The sequence below is a fragment of the Streptomyces sp. NBC_00525 genome, from assembly GCF_036346595.1.
GTDB lineage: Bacteria > Actinomycetota > Actinomycetes > Streptomycetales > Streptomycetaceae > Streptomyces.
In genome coordinates this window covers 6,337,607-6,355,553 of the sequence record NZ_CP107834.1, presented here as the reverse complement: position 1 = coordinate 6,355,553, position 17,947 = coordinate 6,337,607, and the positions used below count along the sequence as shown (strand labels likewise).

The 17,947-nt window shown below is 71.9% G+C and carries 15 protein-coding genes and 1 pseudogene; 9 read left to right on the top strand and 7 right to left on the bottom strand.

Going from position 1 to position 17,947, the window contains the following annotated elements:
- Window positions 1-58: 58 nt before the first annotated feature.
- On the bottom strand, window positions 59-1,414 hold the full coding sequence (locus OG710_RS27835) for an ROK family transcriptional regulator (protein ID WP_330241792.1): 1,356 nt from the start codon (window positions 1,412-1,414) through the stop codon (window positions 59-61).
- Between the two features lie 158 nt (window positions 1,415-1,572).
- Here OG710_RS27835 and OG710_RS27830 point away from each other — a divergent pair, with 158 nt between their 5' ends.
- From OG710_RS27830 to OG710_RS27815, 4 genes are read left to right on the top strand one after another with little or no spacing between them, the layout of a single operon-like run.
- A complete protein-coding gene (locus OG710_RS27830; RefSeq protein WP_330241791.1) occupies window positions 1,573-2,883 on the top strand; it encodes an ABC transporter substrate-binding protein in 1,311 nt (436 codons plus the stop codon).
- Between the two features lie 10 nt (window positions 2,884-2,893).
- Window positions 2,894-3,904, top strand: a complete 1,011-nt coding sequence (locus OG710_RS27825; RefSeq protein ID WP_330241790.1) for a carbohydrate ABC transporter permease — start codon at window positions 2,894-2,896, stop codon at window positions 3,902-3,904.
- Window positions 3,897-4,805, top strand: a complete 909-nt coding sequence (locus OG710_RS27820; RefSeq protein WP_330241789.1) for a carbohydrate ABC transporter permease — start codon at window positions 3,897-3,899, stop codon at window positions 4,803-4,805. Before OG710_RS27825 ends, OG710_RS27820 begins: the two co-directional genes overlap by 8 nt.
- A 20-nt stretch (window positions 4,806-4,825) precedes the next feature.
- Window positions 4,826-6,208, top strand: coding sequence for a GH1 family beta-glucosidase (locus tag OG710_RS27815; RefSeq protein WP_330241788.1), 1,383 nt, complete (start codon window positions 4,826-4,828; stop codon window positions 6,206-6,208).
- Between the two features lie 146 nt (window positions 6,209-6,354).
- Here OG710_RS27815 and OG710_RS27810 read toward each other — a convergent pair whose 3' ends face one another.
- From OG710_RS27810 to OG710_RS27795, 4 genes and pseudogenes are all read right to left on the bottom strand, one after another.
- Window positions 6,355-6,909 carry an isochorismatase family protein gene (locus tag OG710_RS27810; protein ID WP_330242359.1) on the bottom strand — a complete coding sequence of 185 codons (555 nt, stop codon included), beginning with the start codon at window positions 6,907-6,909 and terminating at the stop codon, window positions 6,355-6,357.
- Window positions 6,910-7,152: 243 nt separating this feature from the next.
- Window positions 7,153-7,407, bottom strand: a pseudogene (locus OG710_RS27805) (hypothetical protein); the annotation flags it as partial.
- A gap of 40 nt (window positions 7,408-7,447) precedes the next feature.
- Window positions 7,448-8,032, bottom strand: coding sequence for a TetR/AcrR family transcriptional regulator (locus OG710_RS27800; protein WP_330241787.1), 585 nt, complete (start codon window positions 8,030-8,032; stop codon window positions 7,448-7,450).
- 116 nt (window positions 8,033-8,148) lie between these two features.
- Window positions 8,149-9,534 (bottom strand): cellulase family glycosylhydrolase, encoded by a 1,386-nt coding sequence (locus OG710_RS27795; RefSeq protein WP_330241786.1) that lies wholly within the window; start codon window positions 9,532-9,534, stop codon window positions 8,149-8,151.
- A gap of 253 nt (window positions 9,535-9,787) precedes the next feature.
- Here OG710_RS27795 and OG710_RS27790 point away from each other — a divergent pair, with 253 nt between their 5' ends.
- The 5 genes from OG710_RS27790 (at window position 9,788) to OG710_RS27770 (ending at window position 16,449) form a co-directional block, all read left to right on the top strand.
- Entirely contained in the window at window positions 9,788-10,810 is a 1,023-nt protein-coding gene (locus tag OG710_RS27790; protein WP_330241785.1) for a LacI family DNA-binding transcriptional regulator, read from the top strand.
- 255 nt (window positions 10,811-11,065) lie between these two features.
- Complete coding sequence (locus OG710_RS27785; RefSeq protein ID WP_330241784.1) at window positions 11,066-12,202, top strand: lytic polysaccharide monooxygenase; 1,137 nt, start codon at window positions 11,066-11,068, stop codon at window positions 12,200-12,202.
- Between the two features lie 172 nt (window positions 12,203-12,374).
- Window positions 12,375-13,121, top strand: coding sequence for an MgtC/SapB family protein (locus OG710_RS27780; protein ID WP_330241783.1), 747 nt, complete (start codon window positions 12,375-12,377; stop codon window positions 13,119-13,121).
- A 116-nt stretch (window positions 13,122-13,237) separates the two neighbouring features.
- Window positions 13,238-14,929, top strand: coding sequence for a PucR family transcriptional regulator (locus OG710_RS27775; RefSeq protein ID WP_330241782.1), 1,692 nt, complete (start codon window positions 13,238-13,240; stop codon window positions 14,927-14,929).
- 104 nt (window positions 14,930-15,033) lie between these two features.
- Window positions 15,034-16,449 (top strand): diaminopimelate decarboxylase, encoded by a 1,416-nt coding sequence (locus OG710_RS27770; RefSeq protein WP_330241781.1) that lies wholly within the window; start codon window positions 15,034-15,036, stop codon window positions 16,447-16,449.
- Window positions 16,450-16,860: 411 nt separating this feature from the next.
- Here OG710_RS27770 and OG710_RS27765 read toward each other — a convergent pair whose 3' ends face one another.
- Both OG710_RS27765 and OG710_RS27760 read right to left on the bottom strand, forming a co-directional pair.
- Entirely contained in the window at window positions 16,861-17,514 is a 654-nt protein-coding gene (locus OG710_RS27765; protein WP_330242358.1) for an aspartate/glutamate racemase family protein, read from the bottom strand.
- Between the two features lie 55 nt (window positions 17,515-17,569).
- Window positions 17,570-17,923, bottom strand: coding sequence for a GNAT family N-acetyltransferase (locus tag OG710_RS27760; RefSeq protein WP_330241780.1), 354 nt, complete (start codon window positions 17,921-17,923; stop codon window positions 17,570-17,572).
- Window positions 17,924-17,947: the final 24 nt, after the last annotated feature.

Below are 17,947 nucleotides of genomic sequence, written 5' to 3'. Positions count from 1 at the left end.
GTACGGTACGGGTCCGGCCCCGCGCCGCCGCCCGGCGCCTACCCCTCCCCCGGTCGCTTCAGGCCCCCCGCTCCGGTGGCGTGCCCGGCCGGCTCCTGCGGCGTACGGACTCCGCCGGGGTGCGCGGTGCCGGGGCGGCGGCGGCCGGGTGCGGTGCCGGGGCGGGGCGGCTGCCGCCGCGGGCCAGGAAGTCGGCCAGGGGGAGCGTCGCCGCGCCGACGGTGACCGCGTCCGGGCCGAGGCGGCCCATCTCGATGGTGGTCCGGGCCGCCGCGTGCTGGAGCGCGTACTCCCGCGCGTACCGGCGGATGTCGGGCAGCAGATGCGGGCCGATCAGGAGCCCCGCCCAGCCGCCGAGCAGGATGCGCTCGGGCAGGAAGAGGTTGATCAGGTCGCCCAGCGCCGCGCCCAGGCACTCGGCGGTCTCGTCCAGCACCGCGACCGCCACCGGGTCCGGCTCGCCGGCCACCGGGTAGGCGGCGGCGAGCAGCGCGGCGAGGGCGGTCTCGTCGTCGGCGTCGGCGGGCAGCGGGCCGCCCGCCTCGTGCCAGCGCTCGCGCATCGCCTCGGCGCCCGCGTACGCCTCCAGGCAGCCGATCGAGCCGCAGCGGCAGCGGCGGCCGCGCAGCTGCACCGTGGTGTGGCCCCACTCCAGGGCCTGGCTGCTGCGGTCCTCGTCCAGGAGGTCGCCGTGGTTGACGCAGGCGCCGACGCCGGAGCCGATGAGCGCGATGGCGGAGGCTCCCGCGCCCCGGCCGCCGCCGAACCACATCTCGGCCTGGCCGAGCGTCTTGGCGCCGTTGTCGATGAAGAACGGGACCTCGGGCGGCACCCGCACCGCGTCCCGGAGCAGTCGCTCGAAGGGGACGGCGCTCCAGTCGATGGTCTGGCCGTGGACGACGGAGCCCACATCGCCGACGACGCCGTCCGGCGCGTCGCGCTCGATGATGCCGGGGACCCCGATGCCGATGCCGAGGAGCCGGTGCGGGTCCGCGCCGGCGTCCCGCAGTACGTCGGCGACGCCGCTGCGGACATGGCCGACGATGCGGTCGACGTCGTAGCCGTGCTGGGCGAGCAGCCGTTCGGTGCGGGCGAGTTCGGTCAGGGAGAGGTCGAAGAGCTCCACCCGGATGCGGGTCTCGCCGATGTCGACGCCGACGAGGAGGCCGCCGCCGGGGGCGACGCGCAGCAGGGTGCGCGGGCGTCCGCCGTCCGAGTCGACGACGCCGGCCTCCTCCAGGAGTCGCTCCGCGACGAGTTCCGAGACGACGTTGCTGATCGAACCCGCGCTCAGCCCGGTGGCGGGACCGAGCTCCTGCCGGCTCAGCGGGCCGTCGAAATACAACCGTTGCAACACCCGCGCCCGGTTGCCCCGTCGCAGGTCACGCACGGTCCGTCTGTTGCGCTCAGCCATGTGGCTCCTTCCCTGCCCGCAACATACCGCGACGCCGGGACTTGACGCGACCTTCTCTCACCTCTTAAATCACGTCATAAATTAAGCCGTGAAGGGCACCGGGTTCCCGAACGCGGAACACGGACACGTCCTTCCTCCCCGGAAAGGGGCCATCCCGCATGCGCACCATCAGAGCCGCGGCAGCCGTCACCCTCGCGATCTCCATAGCCGCCGGCGTCACCGGCTGCGGGGGCGGTTCGTCCTCGGGCGGCAGCAACGACGCGCCGAAGACCCTCACGTACTGGGCCTCCAACCAGGGCCCCAGCATCGAGGCGGACAAGAAGATCCTCACCGCCGAGCTGAAGAAGTTCGAGAAGCAGACCGGGATCAAGGTCGAGCTGGAGGTCGTGCCCTGGGCCGACCTGCTGAACCGCATCCTCGCCGCCACCACCTCCGGCCAGGGCCCGGACGTGCTGAACATCGGCAACACCTGGTCGGCCTCGCTCCAGGCCACGGGCGCGCTGCTCCCCTGGAACAAGGAGAACTTCGACGCGATCGGCGGGCGCGACCGGTTCGTCGAATCGGCGGTCGCCTCGGCCGGTGCGCCGGGCCAGGACCCGGCGGCGGTGCCGCTGTACTCACTCGCGTACGCCCTCTACTACAACAAGAAGAGCTTCGCCGAGGCCGGCATCGACAAGCCCCCGGCCACCTGGGACGAACTGGTCGCGGCGGGCAAGAAGCTGTCGAAGAACGGCACGTGGGGACTGGGCGCCGAGGGCTCCAACCTCTCCAACAACATCCACCAGGTCTTCGTCCTCGGGCAGCAGCACGGAGCCGACTTCTTCGACGCGGCGGGCAAGCCGACCTTCACCTCGGACGGCGCGGTCGCGGCCGTGAAGCAGTACATCGACCTGATGGCCAAGGACAAGATCGTCGCTCCCGGCAACGCGGAGTACGCCCAGAACCAGTCGCTCACCGACTTCGCCAAGGGCAGGACCGCGATGGTGCTGTGGCAGGCCGCCGCCTCCACCTTCGCCTCCCAGGGCATGAATCCCGAGGACTGGGGCGCGGCGCCCGTCCCCGTACCCTCCGGCACCCCCGGCCAGGGCAAGAACGTCAACTCCATGGTCGCCGGCATCAACATGGCGGTGTTCAAGAACACCGACAACCTGGACGGCGCCAAGAAGTTCGTGAAGTTCATGACCAGCGACGCCGAACAGAAGCTGCTCAACAAGACCTACGGCTCGATCCCGCCGGTCAAGGCCGCCCAGGCCGACGAGGCGTTCGCGGCGCCCGGCCTCTCCGTCCTGCGCGACACGCTGGCCAAGAGCGCCGCCCCGCTGCCGCAGGTGCCCAACGAATCGCAGTTCGAGACCGCGGTCGGCACCGCCGTCAAGGAACTGTGGGCCGACGCGGCGGCCGGCCGCCCCGTGACCACCGAATCCGTCAAGGCGCGCCTGGAAAAGGCCCAGCAGACGATGCAGCAGTAAGGCACCCTCCATGACCGCCACCGTGACCACCGACGGCCCGACGAAAACGTCGGACAGGGGGACGAGCCGGGGCACCGGGGATGCGCGCCGCAGACTGCCGCGCATCCCCGACCGGGTCCGCCAGGGCGGACTGCCCTATCTCCTGCTCCTGCCGGCCGTCCTGCTCGAACTCCTCGTCCATGTGATTCCGATGCTCATCGGCATCGTGATGAGCTTCCGCCAGTTCACGCAGTTCTACATCAACGACTGGGGCGGGGCGCCCTGGAACGGATTCGACAACTACGAGATCGCCGTCGATTTCAACGCCCCGATCGGCGAGGCGCTGCTCCACTCGTTCCTCGTCACCTGCGTCTTCACGTTCTTCGCCGTCGGCCTGGCCTGGCTGTTCGGGGTCGCCGCGGCGATCATGCTCCAGGAGAACTTCCGCGGCAGGGGCCTCCTGCGGGCCGTCTTCCTCGTCCCGTACGCCCTGCCCGTGTACGCGGCCGTCATCACCTGGGCGTTCATGGTCCAGCGCGACAACGGCCTGATCAACCACGTGCTCCACGACCAGCTCGGGCTCACCGACCAGCCTTCGTTCTGGCTGATCGGCGACAACAGCATCTACGCCCTGATCATCGTCTCGGTATGGAAGGGCTGGCCCTTCGCCTTCCTCATCGTGATGGCCGGGCTCCAGAACATCCCGCGCGAGCTGTACGAGGCCGCCTCGATCGACGGCGCGGGCATCTGGCAGCAGATCCGCAAGGTGACCCTGCCCTCGCTCCGCCCGGTCAACCAGGTGCTGGTGCTCGTGCTGTTCCTGTGGACGTTCAACGACTTCAACACGCCGTACGTGCTCTTCGGGAAGGCCGCCCCGGAAAGCGCCGACCTCATCTCGATCCACATCTACCAGTCCTCGTTCGTCACCTGGAACTTCGGGACCGGCTCGGCGATGTCCGTGCTCCTGCTGCTGTTCCTGCTCGTCGTGACGGCCGTCTACCTGCTCCTCACCTCACGCGGAAGGAAGGGCGCCGATGCCTAGCCACGCCCAGCCGCCGGTGCGGCCGGCGAAGACCGGGGCGCGCTCGCGCCACCGGTCCCCGATGGCCGCGCCGCCGTCCTTCCTGTGGACCCGCCGGGCCGTCCTCACCTTCCTGGCCGCCTTCGCCCTGCTGCCCGTCTATGTGATGGTCAGCAGCTCGCTCAAGCCGCTCCAGGACGTGTCCGGGAAGTTCCACTGGATTCCGTCCGGGCTGACCCTCCAGCCGTACTCCGACATCTGGCGGACCGTCCCGCTGGCCCGCTACTTCGTCAACTCACTGATCGTGGCGGGCGCGGCGACGATCCTGTCGGTGGTCATCGCCGTGTTCTCGGCGTACGCGGTGAGCCGCTACCGCTTCCGCGGCAAACGGGTCTTCACCGTCACGGTGCTCTCCACCCAGATGTTCCCCGGCATCCTCTTCCTGCTCCCGCTGTTCCTCATCTTCGTCAACATCGGCAACAGCACGGGGGTCGCCCTGTACGGCTCGCGCGGCGGACTGATCCTCACGTATCTGACGTTCTCGCTGCCGTTCTCCATCTGGATGCTCATCGGCTACTTCGACTCGATCCCCCGCGATCTCGACGAAGCCGCCCTGGTCGACGGCTGCGGGCCGCTGCGCGCCCTGTTCCGGGTGGTGGTCCCGGCCGCGGTGCCCGGCATCGTCGCCGTCGCCGTGTACGCGTTCATGACGGCCTGGGGCGAGGTCCTGTTCGCCTCCGTCATGACCAACGACACCACCCGCACGCTGGCCGTCGGCCTCCAGGGCTACGCCACCCAGAACGACGTGTACTGGAACCAGGTCATGGCCGCCTCCCTCGTCGTCAGCGTCCCGATCGTCGCCGGCTTCCTGCTCCTCCAGCGCTATCTGGTGGCCGGCCTCACCGCGGGAGCCGTCAAGTGACCGCTCCGGAAAGGAAGTCCGTGAACGACCTCAGCGCCCTGCCGGCCGACTTCACCTGGGGCGTCGCCACGGCGGCGTACCAGATCGAGGGAGCCGTCGCCGAGGACGGCCGCGCCCCGTCCATCTGGGACACCTTCTCCCACACACCGGGCAAGGTGGCCGGCGGGGACACCGGGGACGTGGCCTGCGACCACTACCACCGGGTGCCCGAGGACATCGCCCTGATCAAGGAGGTCGGCGCCCGCGCGTACCGCTTCTCGCTCGCCTGGCCGCGGATCGTGCCCGGCGGCGACGGACCGGTCAATGCGGCAGGGCTCGACTTCTACGACCGGCTGGTGGACGGGCTCCTCGATGCCGGGATCACCCCGTTCGCCACGCTCTACCACTGGGACCTGCCGCAGGCGCTCCAGGACCGGGGCGGCTGGACGGTACGGGAGACCGCCGAGCACTTCGCGGCGTACGCGGCCGTCGTGGTGGACCGGCTCGGGGACCGCGTCAAGGACTGGGCCACGCTCAACGAACCCCTCTGCTCGGCGTGGATCGGCCACCTGGAGGGCACGATGGCGCCGGGTCTCACCGACCTGACCGCCGCCGTCCGGGCCTCGTACCACCTGCACCTGGGCCATGGCCTCGCGGTCCGGGCGATCCGCGGCCTCTCCCCCGACGCCCGGGTCGGCATCGTCAACAACCTCAGCCCGGTCGAACCCGCCACCGACCGCGAGGCGGACCGGGCGGCGGCGGTGCGCGGTGACGGCCACACCAACCGCTGGTGGCTCGACCCGATCCTGGGCCGCGGCTACCCAGCGGACATGGTGGACCTGTACGGCGTCGAACTCCCGGTCCGGGAAGGCGACATGGAGCTGATCTCGGCTCCGCTGGACTGGCTGGGCGTGAACTACTACTTCCGCCAGGTGGTGACCGCCGACCCGGCCGGCCCGGTCCCGCACGCCAAACAGGTGTACCTCCCCGGTTCCCGCCACACCCACATGGACTGGGAGGTCCACGCGCAGGGCCTGGAGCAGTTGCTGCTGCGCCTCACGCGGGAGTACGGCGTCGAGCGCCTCTACGTCACCGAGAACGGCGCCGCCTACCAGGACGTCGTCCTCCCCGACGGCTCGGTCCACGACCCGGAGCGCACGCGGTACCTGGAGGAGCATCTGGCCGCTTGCGCCCGCGCCGTCCGCAAGGGCGCCCCGCTGGCCGGCTACTTCGCCTGGTCGCTCCTGGACAACTTCGAGTGGGCCTACGGCTACGACAAACGCTTCGGCCTGGTCCACGTCGACTACGCGACCCAACGCCGCACGATCAAATCCAGCGGCCACCGCTACGCCGAACTGATCCGCACAGCAACGAACCCTCCCAGAGGTGTGACCGAGATGCGCGTCAGAGGGGCAACGGGATGATCTTGAGCGCTCAGGGCGTCTCCTCGGCGAGGTAGTCGAACTGCGCGTCGAGGAACTGCCAGGCGGTCGAGGCTCGTGCGTAGCCGAGGCGGACGTGCCCGACCGGCGGAAAGGAGGGAGCTTCACGAGCGAGCCGTCTACTGGCCTCATGACCCCTCGGATGCGTCCAGCTCTGGCGCTACGAAGTCGATCTTTGCAGCAGACAGAACCCGAACGCTGCGATCAGGAAAGTCGATGTGCCGGTAGATTTCGTTGTGATGGGCGATCGACTGGTCCGGAGGGATGAAGTCGGTCGGCTGGGAGCGAACCGATGTGGTGTGCCCGTCCGCCACGAGTACGAGGTCGTAGCCGTGACTGAGGGCCTGGCGGGCGGTCGTCTCCACGCAGTTCTCGGTGGCGAAGCCAGTGACCAGGACCTCTGTCACACCGAGCCGGACCAGCGTCTCGTCGAGATCGGTGCCCAAGAAGGCGTCTGCACAGGTCTTCGTCACCACCGGCTCTCCGCTCTGCGGTGCCAGTCCGGGCAAGGCATCGCCGCACCCTCGCTGCTGAACCGTGATGACGGGAACATTCGCAGCACGCGCCCGGGAACCGAGCCCCGCGATGGTTCCGACGGTTTGGTCGGGCCGGTGCATGATGGGCCTCATGTCGCGCTGCATGTCGATGATGAGGAGCGCGGCACGGTGCGGTGTCTGCGGCATCGGCCTACGGTAGCTGTCCCTCTGCCGTGGCGACGGACAGGCCCGCGGCATCGTGTTGGCCCGTATCCGTAACCCGTGTTCGGCCAGCCACGCAGGCTGGGCACGACGTACGAGCGAACCGGCTCGGAGACGTACGCGCAGTTCCTCAACGGCACCGATACCAGAGACTCGGCTCCGCTCAGCAGCCGCGTCATTCTGAATCCGTTGGTGTCGGGGCTTCGCGCCCATGTGTCTACAGCTCCAGGACACGGAAGGCAGCACCTCAACGGGCCCGAAAGCACCGGGGGTCTCCTCCGGGTACTCACGGGACGGCGGAACGAGATGCACCGGCAGGGAGGGAAACGCGCTTTCGGCCTGCCGCTGGAACCAACCGACCTTCAGGTCGTTGACGCGCTTGCACGGGTAGCCCTCCAGCATCCCGCCGTAGGTCGAAGACATCCGCAGCTCGGTGAACCGCACCGAACGGCCGGACAGGAGGACTATGCGACCCAGTGACATGACGACACCCCATGCGCACGTATGCGCCGCCCGGACCCGGCTATTGCGCTTCCCGTGTCGCCTCGGCCCAGTGGGTGAGCAGGTAGTGCAAACCCTCCACCGCGTGTTTCCAGGATGTTTGTACGGGGCGGGGGGCCTCGAAGCCGCCGGTGGCTTCCAGGGTGGTGAAGCCGTGAAAGGTGCTGCGGAGCAGGCGGACCGCGTCGGTCAGGGCAGAGTCGGTCAGGCCGTAGGCACGCAGCATCGCGGAGGTGGTGCGCAGGGTGCGGTGGTACGCGGGGGACTCGGCCACGATCGCGGGGTCGACCCGGAACCGGGTCGCGGCGTAGCGGCCCGGATGCTCCAGGGCGAAGGTGCGGTAGGCGTCGGCGAACGCGATGAGCGCGTCCTTGCCGGCCCGGCCGGCCACCGCCGCCTCGATGCGGTCGATGAACTCCTCGGCGGCCAGCAGGGCGACCCGGGTGCGCAGGTCCGCGAGGTTCCTGACGTGCGAGTAGAGGCTGGCGTCCTTGACGCCGAAGCCCCGTGCCAGCGCGGAGATGGTCACCTGGTCGAAGCCGGTCGAGTCCGCCAGGTCGGCCGCAGCCTTCACGACCCGGTCGGTCGTGAGCCCCGCGCGCGCCATGGCCACCCCTGCCGATCTGCTTGTTTCCTAGGACTCCTAGCTTGGCCGAATATACACAGGTGCCCGCGGTGACCACGGCGAACCGTGGCCACCGCGGGCTCCGAACCGGTGCCGGATCAGCCGACGGGGAAGTTGTCGGGGGTGCTGATCCGGGCCTTGAGCAGTGCGCCCGACTCGGTCAGGACGCCGCTGCTGCTGTAGTCGCCGCCGTCACAGGTGCCGGGCTTGAAGGCGGCACTGCTCTCGTTGGCGTCGGAGTACGTCCAGTTGGCGTAGCTGATCTTCAGCTGGTCGAGCAGGTCCAGCCAGGCCGTGGTGCTCGACCGGTCCAGGGTGCCGCCACCGGTGGCGCTCACCGTGCCGAACTCCGAGACGAACAGCGGGAGCTGCGAGGCCGCACGGCTCACCGTGGCGCGGTAGTTGTCCTTGTGGCTCGCCGCGTAGAAGTGGAACGCGTACATGATGTTGGTCGCGTTGACCGGGTTGTTGATGATCTCGCTCTCGTTGGAGCCGTCCGAGACACCGAGCGAGGACCAGCCGCGGGTGCCGACGATGACGATCGCGTCCGGGTCGGCGGCGCGGATCACCGGGATGACCTGCTCGGCGTAGCTCTTGATGCCCGACCAGCCCACCCCGTTGGGCTCGTTGGCGATCTCGTAGATGACGTTCTTCTTCGCGGCGTTGCGGGCGGCGACGGACGCGAAGAAGGTCTTGGCGCGGGAGAGGTTGTAGTTGGGGTCGCCCGGCGTGAGGGTGTGGAAGTCGATCAGGGCGTACATCCCGCGCGCCTCGGCCATGTCGACGAGGCTGTTGACCCGGTTGGTGAAGCCGGCCGGGTCGGTCTCGTAGCCGTCCTCCTGCACGTACATCGCGGTACGCAGCAGGTCGGCCTTCCAGTCATCGGCCAGCGCGTCCAGGGACGCGTTGTTGTAGCACTGGCTGAACCACTGGAGGCCGTGGGTGCTCATGCCGCGCAGCTGGATGGGCCGGTTGTACTGGTTGCACAGGTTCACCCCGCACACGCGGAGCTGGCCGTTGACCTCGACCGGGGTGCCGTTGCCCGTGGTGGGCGGATCGTCGTCGTCTCCCCCGCCGCCGACGGAGCCCGTGCACGCGACACCGTTCAGGGTGAAGTTGGTGGGCTGCGGGTTGGAGCCCGTGAAGGAACCCACGAAGCCGAGGTCGGTCGAGCCGCCGGTGGCCAGGGTGCGGTTCCAGTCGACGGGGGCGGCGGTGACCGTGGAGCCGGACTGGGACCAGGTGGCGTTCCAGCCCTGGACCACCTTCTGGCCGGAGTCCGGCAGGGTGAACTTGAGCTGCCAACCGCTCACCGGGTCACCGAGGTTGGTGACCTTCACCCCGCCCTGGAAGCCGCCCTGCCACTGGCTGGCGACCGTGTACTCCACCTTGCATCCGGTGGCCGCCGCGGCCGGCGGGCTGGCCAGGGCCGTCAGGCCGAGGACCGTCGCACCGGTCGCCAGCAGAGCCATGAAGCGTTTCACAGCATTTCTCCTCGTTCGAAGGGGAACAACTGAGGAACATCCGAATGGGAGCGCTCCCAGAACCCATCGGCCCGAGACCGTACACGGCGCGGGAGCCCGCGCATAGGGATTCGACACTGTCATGCACAAATAAATCTGGGAGCGCTCCCAGACATGATGTGCCGTCAGAGCGCGGTCGGGGCACCGTAATTGCGCCAGACGTACGATCGTCCACCCGCCGGGCCGTAGGATCGGTGGCTCTTGGGGGTGGTCCATGCTGAACAGGGGTTCAGGCACACCGACGCTGGAAGAGGTGGCGGCGCTCGCCGGGGTGGGCCGGGGCACCGTCTCCCGCGTCATCAACAACGCCTCGGGGGTCCGCGAGTCCACCCGCCGCGCGGTGCAGCGCGCCATCGACGAGCTGGGCTACGTCCCCAACCTGGCCGCCCGCTCGCTGGCCGGGCAGCGGGCGGGCGCCGTCGCGCTGGTGATGACGAAGACGGACTGGCAGCTGTTCGGCGAACCGTTCTTCTCGGAGATCGCCCGCGCCGTCGGGGACGCCCTGGACGAACGCGGCGTGCAGTTGCTGCTCACCCTCGTCCGCAGGGACAGCGAGCGCCGCCGGCTGCTGGAGTACGTACGCGGCGGCCGGGTGGACGGGGTGCTGCTGATGTCCGTACCGGCCGGGGACCGGCTTCCGGACATGCTCGCCGACGCCGGAGTGCCCACGGTCCTGCTGGGCCGGCGGTCGGACGACGAACGCGTCACCTATGTGGACGCCGACAACGTTGGCGGGGCACGGGAGGCGGTCGGCCATCTGGTGCGCGGCGGGCGGCGGACCGTCGCCGCGATCGCCGGACCGCCCGAGATGTACGTCGCGCAGTGCCGGTTGCGCGGCTACCGGGAGGCCCTGCGCGAGGCGGACTTCGCCCAGTCGCCGTCCCTGGTCGAGCAGGGCGACTTCACCGAGGCGAGCGGGCGGCGCGCGATGGCCGCGCTGCTGGAGCGGCACCCGGAGATCGACGCGGTGTTCGCCGCGTCGGACAGCATGGCCGCCGGCGCGCTGGCCGCCCTGCACACGGCGGGTCTGCGGGTGCCGGACGACGTGGCGGTGGTGGGGTTCGACGACTTCGAACTGGCCGGGCAGACCGACCCCCCGCTGACCACGGTCCGCCAGCCGATGGAGGAGATCGGCCGGGCGATGGTGCGCCTGCTCCTGGAGGAGATGAGCCGGCCCAAGGTGGCCTGGCACCACGTGATCCTCCGGACCCGGTTGATGGTGCGCGCCTCGGGGTGAGGGGCGGCGCGGGGCGCCGCGGACGGGACGGCGGACCCGGCGGGTGCGTCGCACGTTCCGCGCACCCGGCCGACCCCAAGGGTTGTCAGGGACACGACTGGTGACTACAGTCCCCTACCAATGCACACATGGGAGCGCTCCCACTCGCACCCCTCACCGGCCCACCCGCCGATTCCCCCGCGCGACGCGGCGCACGCACCCTCCTGACGCAAGTCCGTACGACGATCGCCCCCGCTCCCCGCAGAAGGAGACACCATGGCAAGACGCAGAACCCAACTCGCCTCGCTGGTAGCGGCGTTGGCCACACTGCTCGGCGGCATCGCCTTCACGCTGCTCAGCCAGGGCAGCGCGCAGGCGCACGGTGTGACCATGACGCCGGGATCGCGCACCTACCTCTGCTGGCTGGACGCCAAGACGAGCACGGGCGCCCTCGACCCCACCAACCCGGCCTGCAAGGCCGCGCTCGCGGAGAGCGGTGCGACGTCCCTGTACAACTGGTTCGCCGTGCTCGACTCCAACGCGGGCGGCCGGGGCGAGGGTTACGTACCGAACGGCACCCTGTGCAGCGCCGGTGACCGTTCGCCGTACGACTTCTCCGGCTACAACGCGCCGCGCGGCGACTGGCCGCGTACGCACCTGACCTCGGGCGCCACGATCGAGGTCGACCACAGCAACTGGGCGGCGCACCCCGGTTCGTTCCGGGTGTACATCTCCAGGCCCGGCTACTCCCCCACCACCGAACTGGGCTGGGACGACCTGGAGTTGGTGCAGACGGTGACCAACCCGCCGCAGGTGGGCTCGCCGGGCACCGATGGCGGTCACTACTACTGGGACCTGACGCTGCCCTCCGGCCGCTCGGGTGACGCGGTGATGTTCATCCAGTGGGTGCGCTCGGACAGCCAGGAGAACTTCTTCTCCTGCTCCGACATCGTCTTCGACGGCGGCAACGGCGAGGTCACCGGCATCCGCGGCTCGGGCACCACTCCGACCCCGGACCCGACCGACCCCACGCCGAACCCGACCGACCCGACGCCCGACCCGACGGACCCCACGCCGGACCCGACCGACCCCACCGAGCCGCACACCGGGTGCATGGCGGTCTACAGCGTGACCAACTCCTGGAACGGCGGCTTCCAGGGCTCCGTCGAGGTCATGAACCACGACTCGGCGGCGCTCGACGGCTGGGCCGTGCGGTGGAAGCCCGGCGCGGGCACCACGATCAGCAGTGTGTGGAGCGGTGTCCTCAGCACCGGGTCCGACGGCACGCTGACGGTCAGGAACGCCGACTACAACCGGACGATCCCGGCGGACGGCAGTGTCACCTTCGGATTCACGGCGACATCGACCGGTAACGACTTCCCGGTCGGCTCGATCGGCTGCGTCAACCCGTAGCCGCTGATGGCGGAGGGCGGCGGTTCCCGAGTGGCACGGGAGCCGCCACCCTCCGGCGTCCCGGCGCGCCCGCCACCGCCACGCCGCTTCCCGGTCGTGCCCGAATCGCCGGGTACGGTGGTATCCGTCCGCCCGTGATCCGCCGGACAGGCCCGCCGCACCCGGAGGCCGCATGGCACTCGACATCAACGAACCGTTCGGCCAGAACTGGACGCACGCGGCCCAGTTCGGCATCGCGTTCGTCCTGTCGAGCGCGATCGGGATCGAGCGCGAGATCCGCCAGAAGGCGGCCGGCCTGCGCACGTACACCATCGTCGGGCTCGGGGCCGCCCTGTTCACCCTGGTCAGCAAGTTCGGCTTCTCCGACGTCCTGGTCACCGGCCAGGTGGAACTGGACCCGTCGCGGGTCGCGGCCCAGATCGTCTCCGGGCTCGGCTTCATCGGCGGCGGGGTCATCTTCGTCCACCGGGGCTCCGTGCGGGGCCTCACCACGGCCGCCTCGATCTGGCTGACCGCCGCCGTGGGCTGCGCGGCCGGTGCGGGTCTGCCGGTGCTCGCGGCGCTCGCCACTCTCGCGTACTTCCTGGTGTCGTACGGGGTACGCCCCCTGGCTCACCGGCTCCCCGCGCTGCGCAACGCCTCCATCGGATACCGCATCACGTACACCGAGGGGCTCGGCGCGCTGCGGGACCTGGTCAACCACTGTACGGAGACGGGGTTCGCCGTCTCCGAGCTGACCACGCTGTCCGCCGACAGCTCGCATCTGTACCGGCGCCGGCGTACGCAGCACGATGCCGAGCGGACGGTCGAGGTGGCGCTGAGCGTGCAGGGGCGCGGCGACCCCGATGTGCTGACGGCGCGTCTGGCGGGCACGGCGGGCGTCCTGGCGTGCAGCCGCACGGACCTCGCCGACGAGTGAGAGCCGGGTACGGGTGGGGCCGGATACGGGCGGGACCGGGTACGGATGGGGCCTCGTACCGCTAAGGGCACGCGCACTCTGCCCCGCGCCCCGGCGCGCTCGTATGCTCGGCTGCCATGACGAGCCGTGCGTCCCTCCCGCCGGAGCCCTCCGTCGCGCTGCGCGAGGTCCTCGCCTTCGACGACGGCGGAAGCCTGCGGCTGCTGCTCGCGCCCGCCGGCCGTGACATCGGGGTCCGGGGCGTGGCGGTGGGCGACGAGGGCCCGGCCCGGCCGCTGGACGGCTGCCTGGTCCTGGTGACCGGACCGCCCGCCTCCGCACCGGAGGCCGCCGGGCCCGTCCGCGAGGCGGCGCGGCGGGGCGCGACCGGTGTGGTGCTGCGCGCGGTGGAGGGGGTGGCCGCCGCACCGCAGGTGGTCGCCGCCGCCGAGGAGGCCGGGGTCGCCCTGCTCGTCCGTGCGGAGTGGGCCGACTGGACGGACACCGCCGCGCTGCTGCGTTCCGCGCTGGCCTGCGTACGGGCGGGCCGGGACGACGACAGGGGCACGGGGTGGACAGCGGCCGGTGGCCCGGAGAGCCTGAGCGCGCTGGCGGCGGCGGTCGCCGAGTACACCGGCGGTTCGATCACCATCGAGGACACGCGCCTGCGGGTGCTGGCCCACTCCGCGACCGGGCCGGACGCCGACGCGCTGCGCCGGTCCACCATCCTGGGCGGCCGGGTGCCCGAGTGGCGGGTCGCGGAGCTGCGGCGCAGCGGCATGCTCCGGACGCTGTGGACGTCCCGCGACGTGATCCACCGCGCGGCCGACGCCGAGGGACCCGAACGCCTGATCATCGCCGTGCGCAGCGGCCCGGAGGTCCTCGGCTCGATCTGGGTGGCCGGTGACGGGCGCCCGCTGCGCCCGGACGCGCCGGCCGCGCTGCGCCGGGCGGCCGAGGTCGCCGCGCCTCTGCTGGTGCGCCGCAGGCTGCGCGAGAGCGGCGCCGCCCGCCGCAGCGAACTCGCCCTGCGCGGCCTGCTGTACGGGGACGGGGACGCCCGTACGCACGCCTGGTCCCTGGGGTTGTCGCCGGACGCGGCGTGCGCGGTCGTGGTCGCCGAGCCCCTGGCCGCCGGGCGCTCCGACGCCGGGCCGCCGGTTGCCGCGTCCGCTCCGGACGGTCGCGCGCTGGATGTGGCGGCGCTCCAGGCGGCCACGTACCGCCCGTCCGTGCGGGTGTTGCGCGACGGCGGACGGCTGCTGGTGCTGCTGCCGGTGGACGCGGGCGCGGAGCGGGGTGCGGAGCCCGGTGCGGCGGAGCGCGGGGTTGCGGAGCGAGGCGTTGTGGCGCTGGCGCGGGAGCTGGCCGGTCCGGGCCGGGACACCGGGTTGCTGGCCGGGGCGGGTCCGGTGGCCGCCGGTGCGGCCGGGGTGCGGGGCTCGTGCGAGGAGGCGCTGCTGATCGTCCGGGTGCTGCGCGAGCGGGTGGGCGCGGGGAGCCCGCTGCGGGCGGCGGACGCGGCGGCCGTGGGCCCCTCGCTGGACGTCGCCCGCGTCCTGGACGCCGCCCGGCCGGTGTGGGAGGCGGGGCGCGGTCCTGTGCACGACCTCGTACGGACTGACCTGGCGGCCGGCGGTGAGCTGGTGCGTTCGCTGGCGGCCTTTCTCGACGCGTCGGGCGATGTCGCGCGGGCGGCGGCGCGGCTGGTCGTGCACCCCAACACGCTGCGCTACCGGCTGCGGCGCGCGCGGGAGCGGTACGGGGTGGATCTGGACGACCCCGACACCCGGCTGCTGGTCACCCTCGCCGTGCGGCTGAGCGGGTAGGTTGCGGTCTGTGCGTACGGCGGTTGGCCTGGCGGCCAAGCCGGCGCACCGTTCTTGGCCTTCCGGACAGAGACCTGGGGGCAGCCATCGCCGACTCTGGCTCCATGAGCATGCAGCCGTCATCCTCCGCCCTCGTCCCCTCCCTCACCCCGTCCGCGCGTGTCGCGGCGGTGGTCCGCCACGCCGTGGCCGCCGGTCTGCTCGGTGAGACCGCGCCGGTCGCCGGTTTCATCGACACGGACGGCGTGCGCGCGTCGGTCGCGGCCCTGCACGAGGCGTTTCCCGGTGTGCCCGCCGTGCTGCACACATTCGCGGCGAAGGCGTCCTCGCTCGTGCCCGTGCTGCGGCTGCTGGCCCGGTGCGGGATGGGCTGCGAGGTCGCGAGCCCGGGTGAGCTGCGGCTCGCGCTGGACGCCGGTTTCGCTCCCTCGCTGATCGTGCTCGACTCGCCCGCCAAGACGCGGGACGAGATCCGCCGTGCGCTGGCGGTCGGCGTGGCGATCAACGCCGACAACCTCGACGAGGTGGACCGGATCGCCTCGCTGCGGCCCGCGGACGCGGTGTCCGCGATCGGTCTCCGGGTCAACCCGCAGGTCGGGGGCGGTTCCATCGGCGCGATGAGCACGGCCACGGCCACGTCGAAGTTCGGCGTGGCGCTGCGCGACCCCGGCGCGCGCGAACGGGTGGTGAAGGCGTTCGCCGCGCACCCCTGGCTGACCCGGCTGCACGCCCATGTCGGCTCGCAGGGCTGCTCGCTGGAGCTGATCGCGGCCGGGATCGGCGAGACGTACCGGCTGGCCGAGGAGATCAACGCGACGCTGGGCCGCCGCCAGGTCACCGGCCTCGACATCGGTGGCGGCCTCCCGGTGAACTTCGCCGACGACGAGGTCCGCCCCACGTTCGCCGCGTACGCGGCCGCGCTGCGGGCCGCCGTGCCCGGCCTCTTCGACGGCCGGTACGAGCTGGTCACCGAGTTCGGCCGGTCGCTGCTCGCGAAGAACGGGTTCATCGGCGCGCTGGTCGAGTACACGAAGGAGGCGGGCGGCCGGCGTGTCGCGCTCACGCACGCGGGCGCCCAGACGGCCACCCGTACGGTCTTCATGCCGGAGGCCTGGCCGCTGCGGGTGGGCGCCTTCGACTCCGAGGGGCGGCCCAAGGACGGTCCTCCGGTGGTCCAGGACGTCGCGGGCCCGTGCTGCTTCGCCGGCGACGTCGTCGCGCACGCCCGGCCGCTGCCCGAGCTGCGGTCGGGTGACTTCGTGGTGCTGTACGACACGGGCGCGTACTACTTCTCCACCCCGTGGTCGTACAACAGCCTGCCGCGTCCGGCGGTGTACGGGTTCGAGCTGGCCGGTACGGGCGGGCGCGGGGAGCCGGAGGTGCGGTTCGCGCCGGTACGCGACGCCCAGACGCTGGACTCCGTGTCGGCCGAGAGCGGCCTCGCGCACGCCGACGCACTGCTGGCTCCGGGGCGCCCGGGAGCGGCCTCGCCGGGCGTGACCGGCTGGTCGGGCGCCTGACCGCCGCCGCTCAGCCGACCGGGGACGGCTCCGGCTCCGGTGGCGGCACCGGGTCGGGGTTCGGCGACGGCGGCTGCGGAATCGGGTCGGGCGCGGGGCCGGGCGGTGCGGGCGGATTCGGCGCGGGAGGCGTGGGGGCGGGCGGGGTCGGTGCGGGCGGCGTGGGCCCCGGCAACGGTCCCGGGGTCGGCGCCGGCGGCACGGGGTCGGGGAACGGATGAGTCATCTCGAGCCTCCGATCGATCGGGGTGGACTTCGGGCTGGATCACGGGGTGGACTTCGGGGGTGGATCTCGGGGTGTGTCCCGAAGCGGACCTCCCCTCCACCGTCTCCCGGAGCGGCTGCCCGCGCCCGGCGGGGCCATACGTATGGGCGGCGGGAAGTTGCGGCAGCGCGTCGTGCGCCGTCCGCTCAGCGCGCCCCGCGCGTGGCCGTGGCCATGGCCACGGCGGCCGTCAGGCCGGGGCGCGGGCTGGACAGGACCGGGAGCACGGTGGTGGTGCGCCCGGTCGCGGCGGCCATGGAGCCCTGGGCGAGGACGATGACGTCGGCTTCGGTCACCGCGTCCACTGCGGCGGCCACCAGGTCCAGACAGCCGTCGTGGTCACCGGCCGCGAACCGTTCCCAGGCCCCCTCCACGAGCACGGTGCGTACGTCGGCTCCGGGCAGACCGGCCGCCTCCGCCTCCTCGGCGAGCAGCGCGCGGGTCGGGGCCAGGGTGGCGGCGAGGGTGGCGAGGACGGTCACCCGGCCCGCCCGGACGGCGGCCGCCGCCATGGGCCGGTCGACGCGGAGGACCGGGACGCCGCACGCGGCCCCGGCCGCCTCGGCCGCCGCGCCGATGGTGGAACAGGTGCACAGCACGGCCGCGGCGCCCTCGGCGGCCAGTTCCGCGACCACCGCCGCCACGCAGGCCGCGACCGCTTCGGGCCCTGCGGCGACGGCCCCGGCGAGCAGGTCCTCGCGTACGGCGTGGCGCAGCGCGATGTGCGGGTGGTCGGTGTCACGCAGGGCGTCGAAGACGGGGACGTGGACCGGCGAGGTGTGCAGCAGCGCGAGGGTCACGGGCAGCACGGGCGGCGCACCTCTTCCGGTTCGGTACGGCTCGGGGTGCGAGGCGTCAGTACAGCTCGGGGTGCGAGGCGAGCTGCGTCTTCGCGCGCTCCACCAGCTCCTCGGGCGCCTCGGGGGCCTCGTCGGGGTGGCGCGAGGCCCACTTGGCGGCGTACGGGCACAGCGGTACGACGGGCACGCCCTCGCGCCCGGCCATGGCGTAGAACTCCCTGACCAGGGCGCCGGCGATGCCCTTGCCCTCGTGTCCGGGCTCGACGACCGTGTGGACGGCGACGAGCCCGGCGGGCTCACCGTCCATCACGAAGTACGCGACGACGCCGACGGCCTCGCCGTCCTCGTACGCGGACAGCCTGCCCGCCGCCCGGTCGTCACGGATCTCGGGCCCGGTCTGCTCTGCCATGGCGGATTGCTCCCTGGGTCTCGC

Excerpts from the sequence above, each read along its gene's own strand:
- OG710_RS27835 (WP_330241792.1), bottom strand. The coding sequence starts at position 1,414 with ATGGCTGAGCGCAACAGACGGACCGTGCGTGACCTGCGACGGGGCAAC.
- OG710_RS27830 (WP_330241791.1), top strand. The coding sequence starts at position 1,573 with ATGCGCACCATCAGAGCCGCGGCAGCCGTCACCCTCGCGATCTCCATA.
- OG710_RS27825 (WP_330241790.1), top strand. The coding sequence starts at position 2,894 with ATGACCGCCACCGTGACCACCGACGGCCCGACGAAAACGTCGGACAGG.
- OG710_RS27820 (WP_330241789.1), top strand. The coding sequence starts at position 3,897 with ATGCCTAGCCACGCCCAGCCGCCGGTGCGGCCGGCGAAGACCGGGGCG.
- OG710_RS27810 (WP_330242359.1), bottom strand. The coding sequence starts at position 6,909 with ATGCCGCAGACACCGCACCGTGCCGCGCTCCTCATCATCGACATGCAG.
- OG710_RS27800 (WP_330241787.1), bottom strand. The coding sequence starts at position 8,032 with ATGGCGCGCGCGGGGCTCACGACCGACCGGGTCGTGAAGGCTGCGGCC.
- OG710_RS27790 (WP_330241785.1), top strand. The coding sequence starts at position 9,788 with ATGCTGAACAGGGGTTCAGGCACACCGACGCTGGAAGAGGTGGCGGCG.
- OG710_RS27785 (WP_330241784.1), top strand. The coding sequence starts at position 11,066 with ATGGCAAGACGCAGAACCCAACTCGCCTCGCTGGTAGCGGCGTTGGCC.
- OG710_RS27780 (WP_330241783.1), top strand. The coding sequence starts at position 12,375 with ATGGCACTCGACATCAACGAACCGTTCGGCCAGAACTGGACGCACGCG.
- OG710_RS27775 (WP_330241782.1), top strand. The coding sequence starts at position 13,238 with ATGACGAGCCGTGCGTCCCTCCCGCCGGAGCCCTCCGTCGCGCTGCGC.
- OG710_RS27770 (WP_330241781.1), top strand. The coding sequence starts at position 15,034 with ATGAGCATGCAGCCGTCATCCTCCGCCCTCGTCCCCTCCCTCACCCCG.
- OG710_RS27760 (WP_330241780.1), bottom strand. The coding sequence starts at position 17,923 with ATGGCAGAGCAGACCGGGCCCGAGATCCGTGACGACCGGGCGGCGGGC.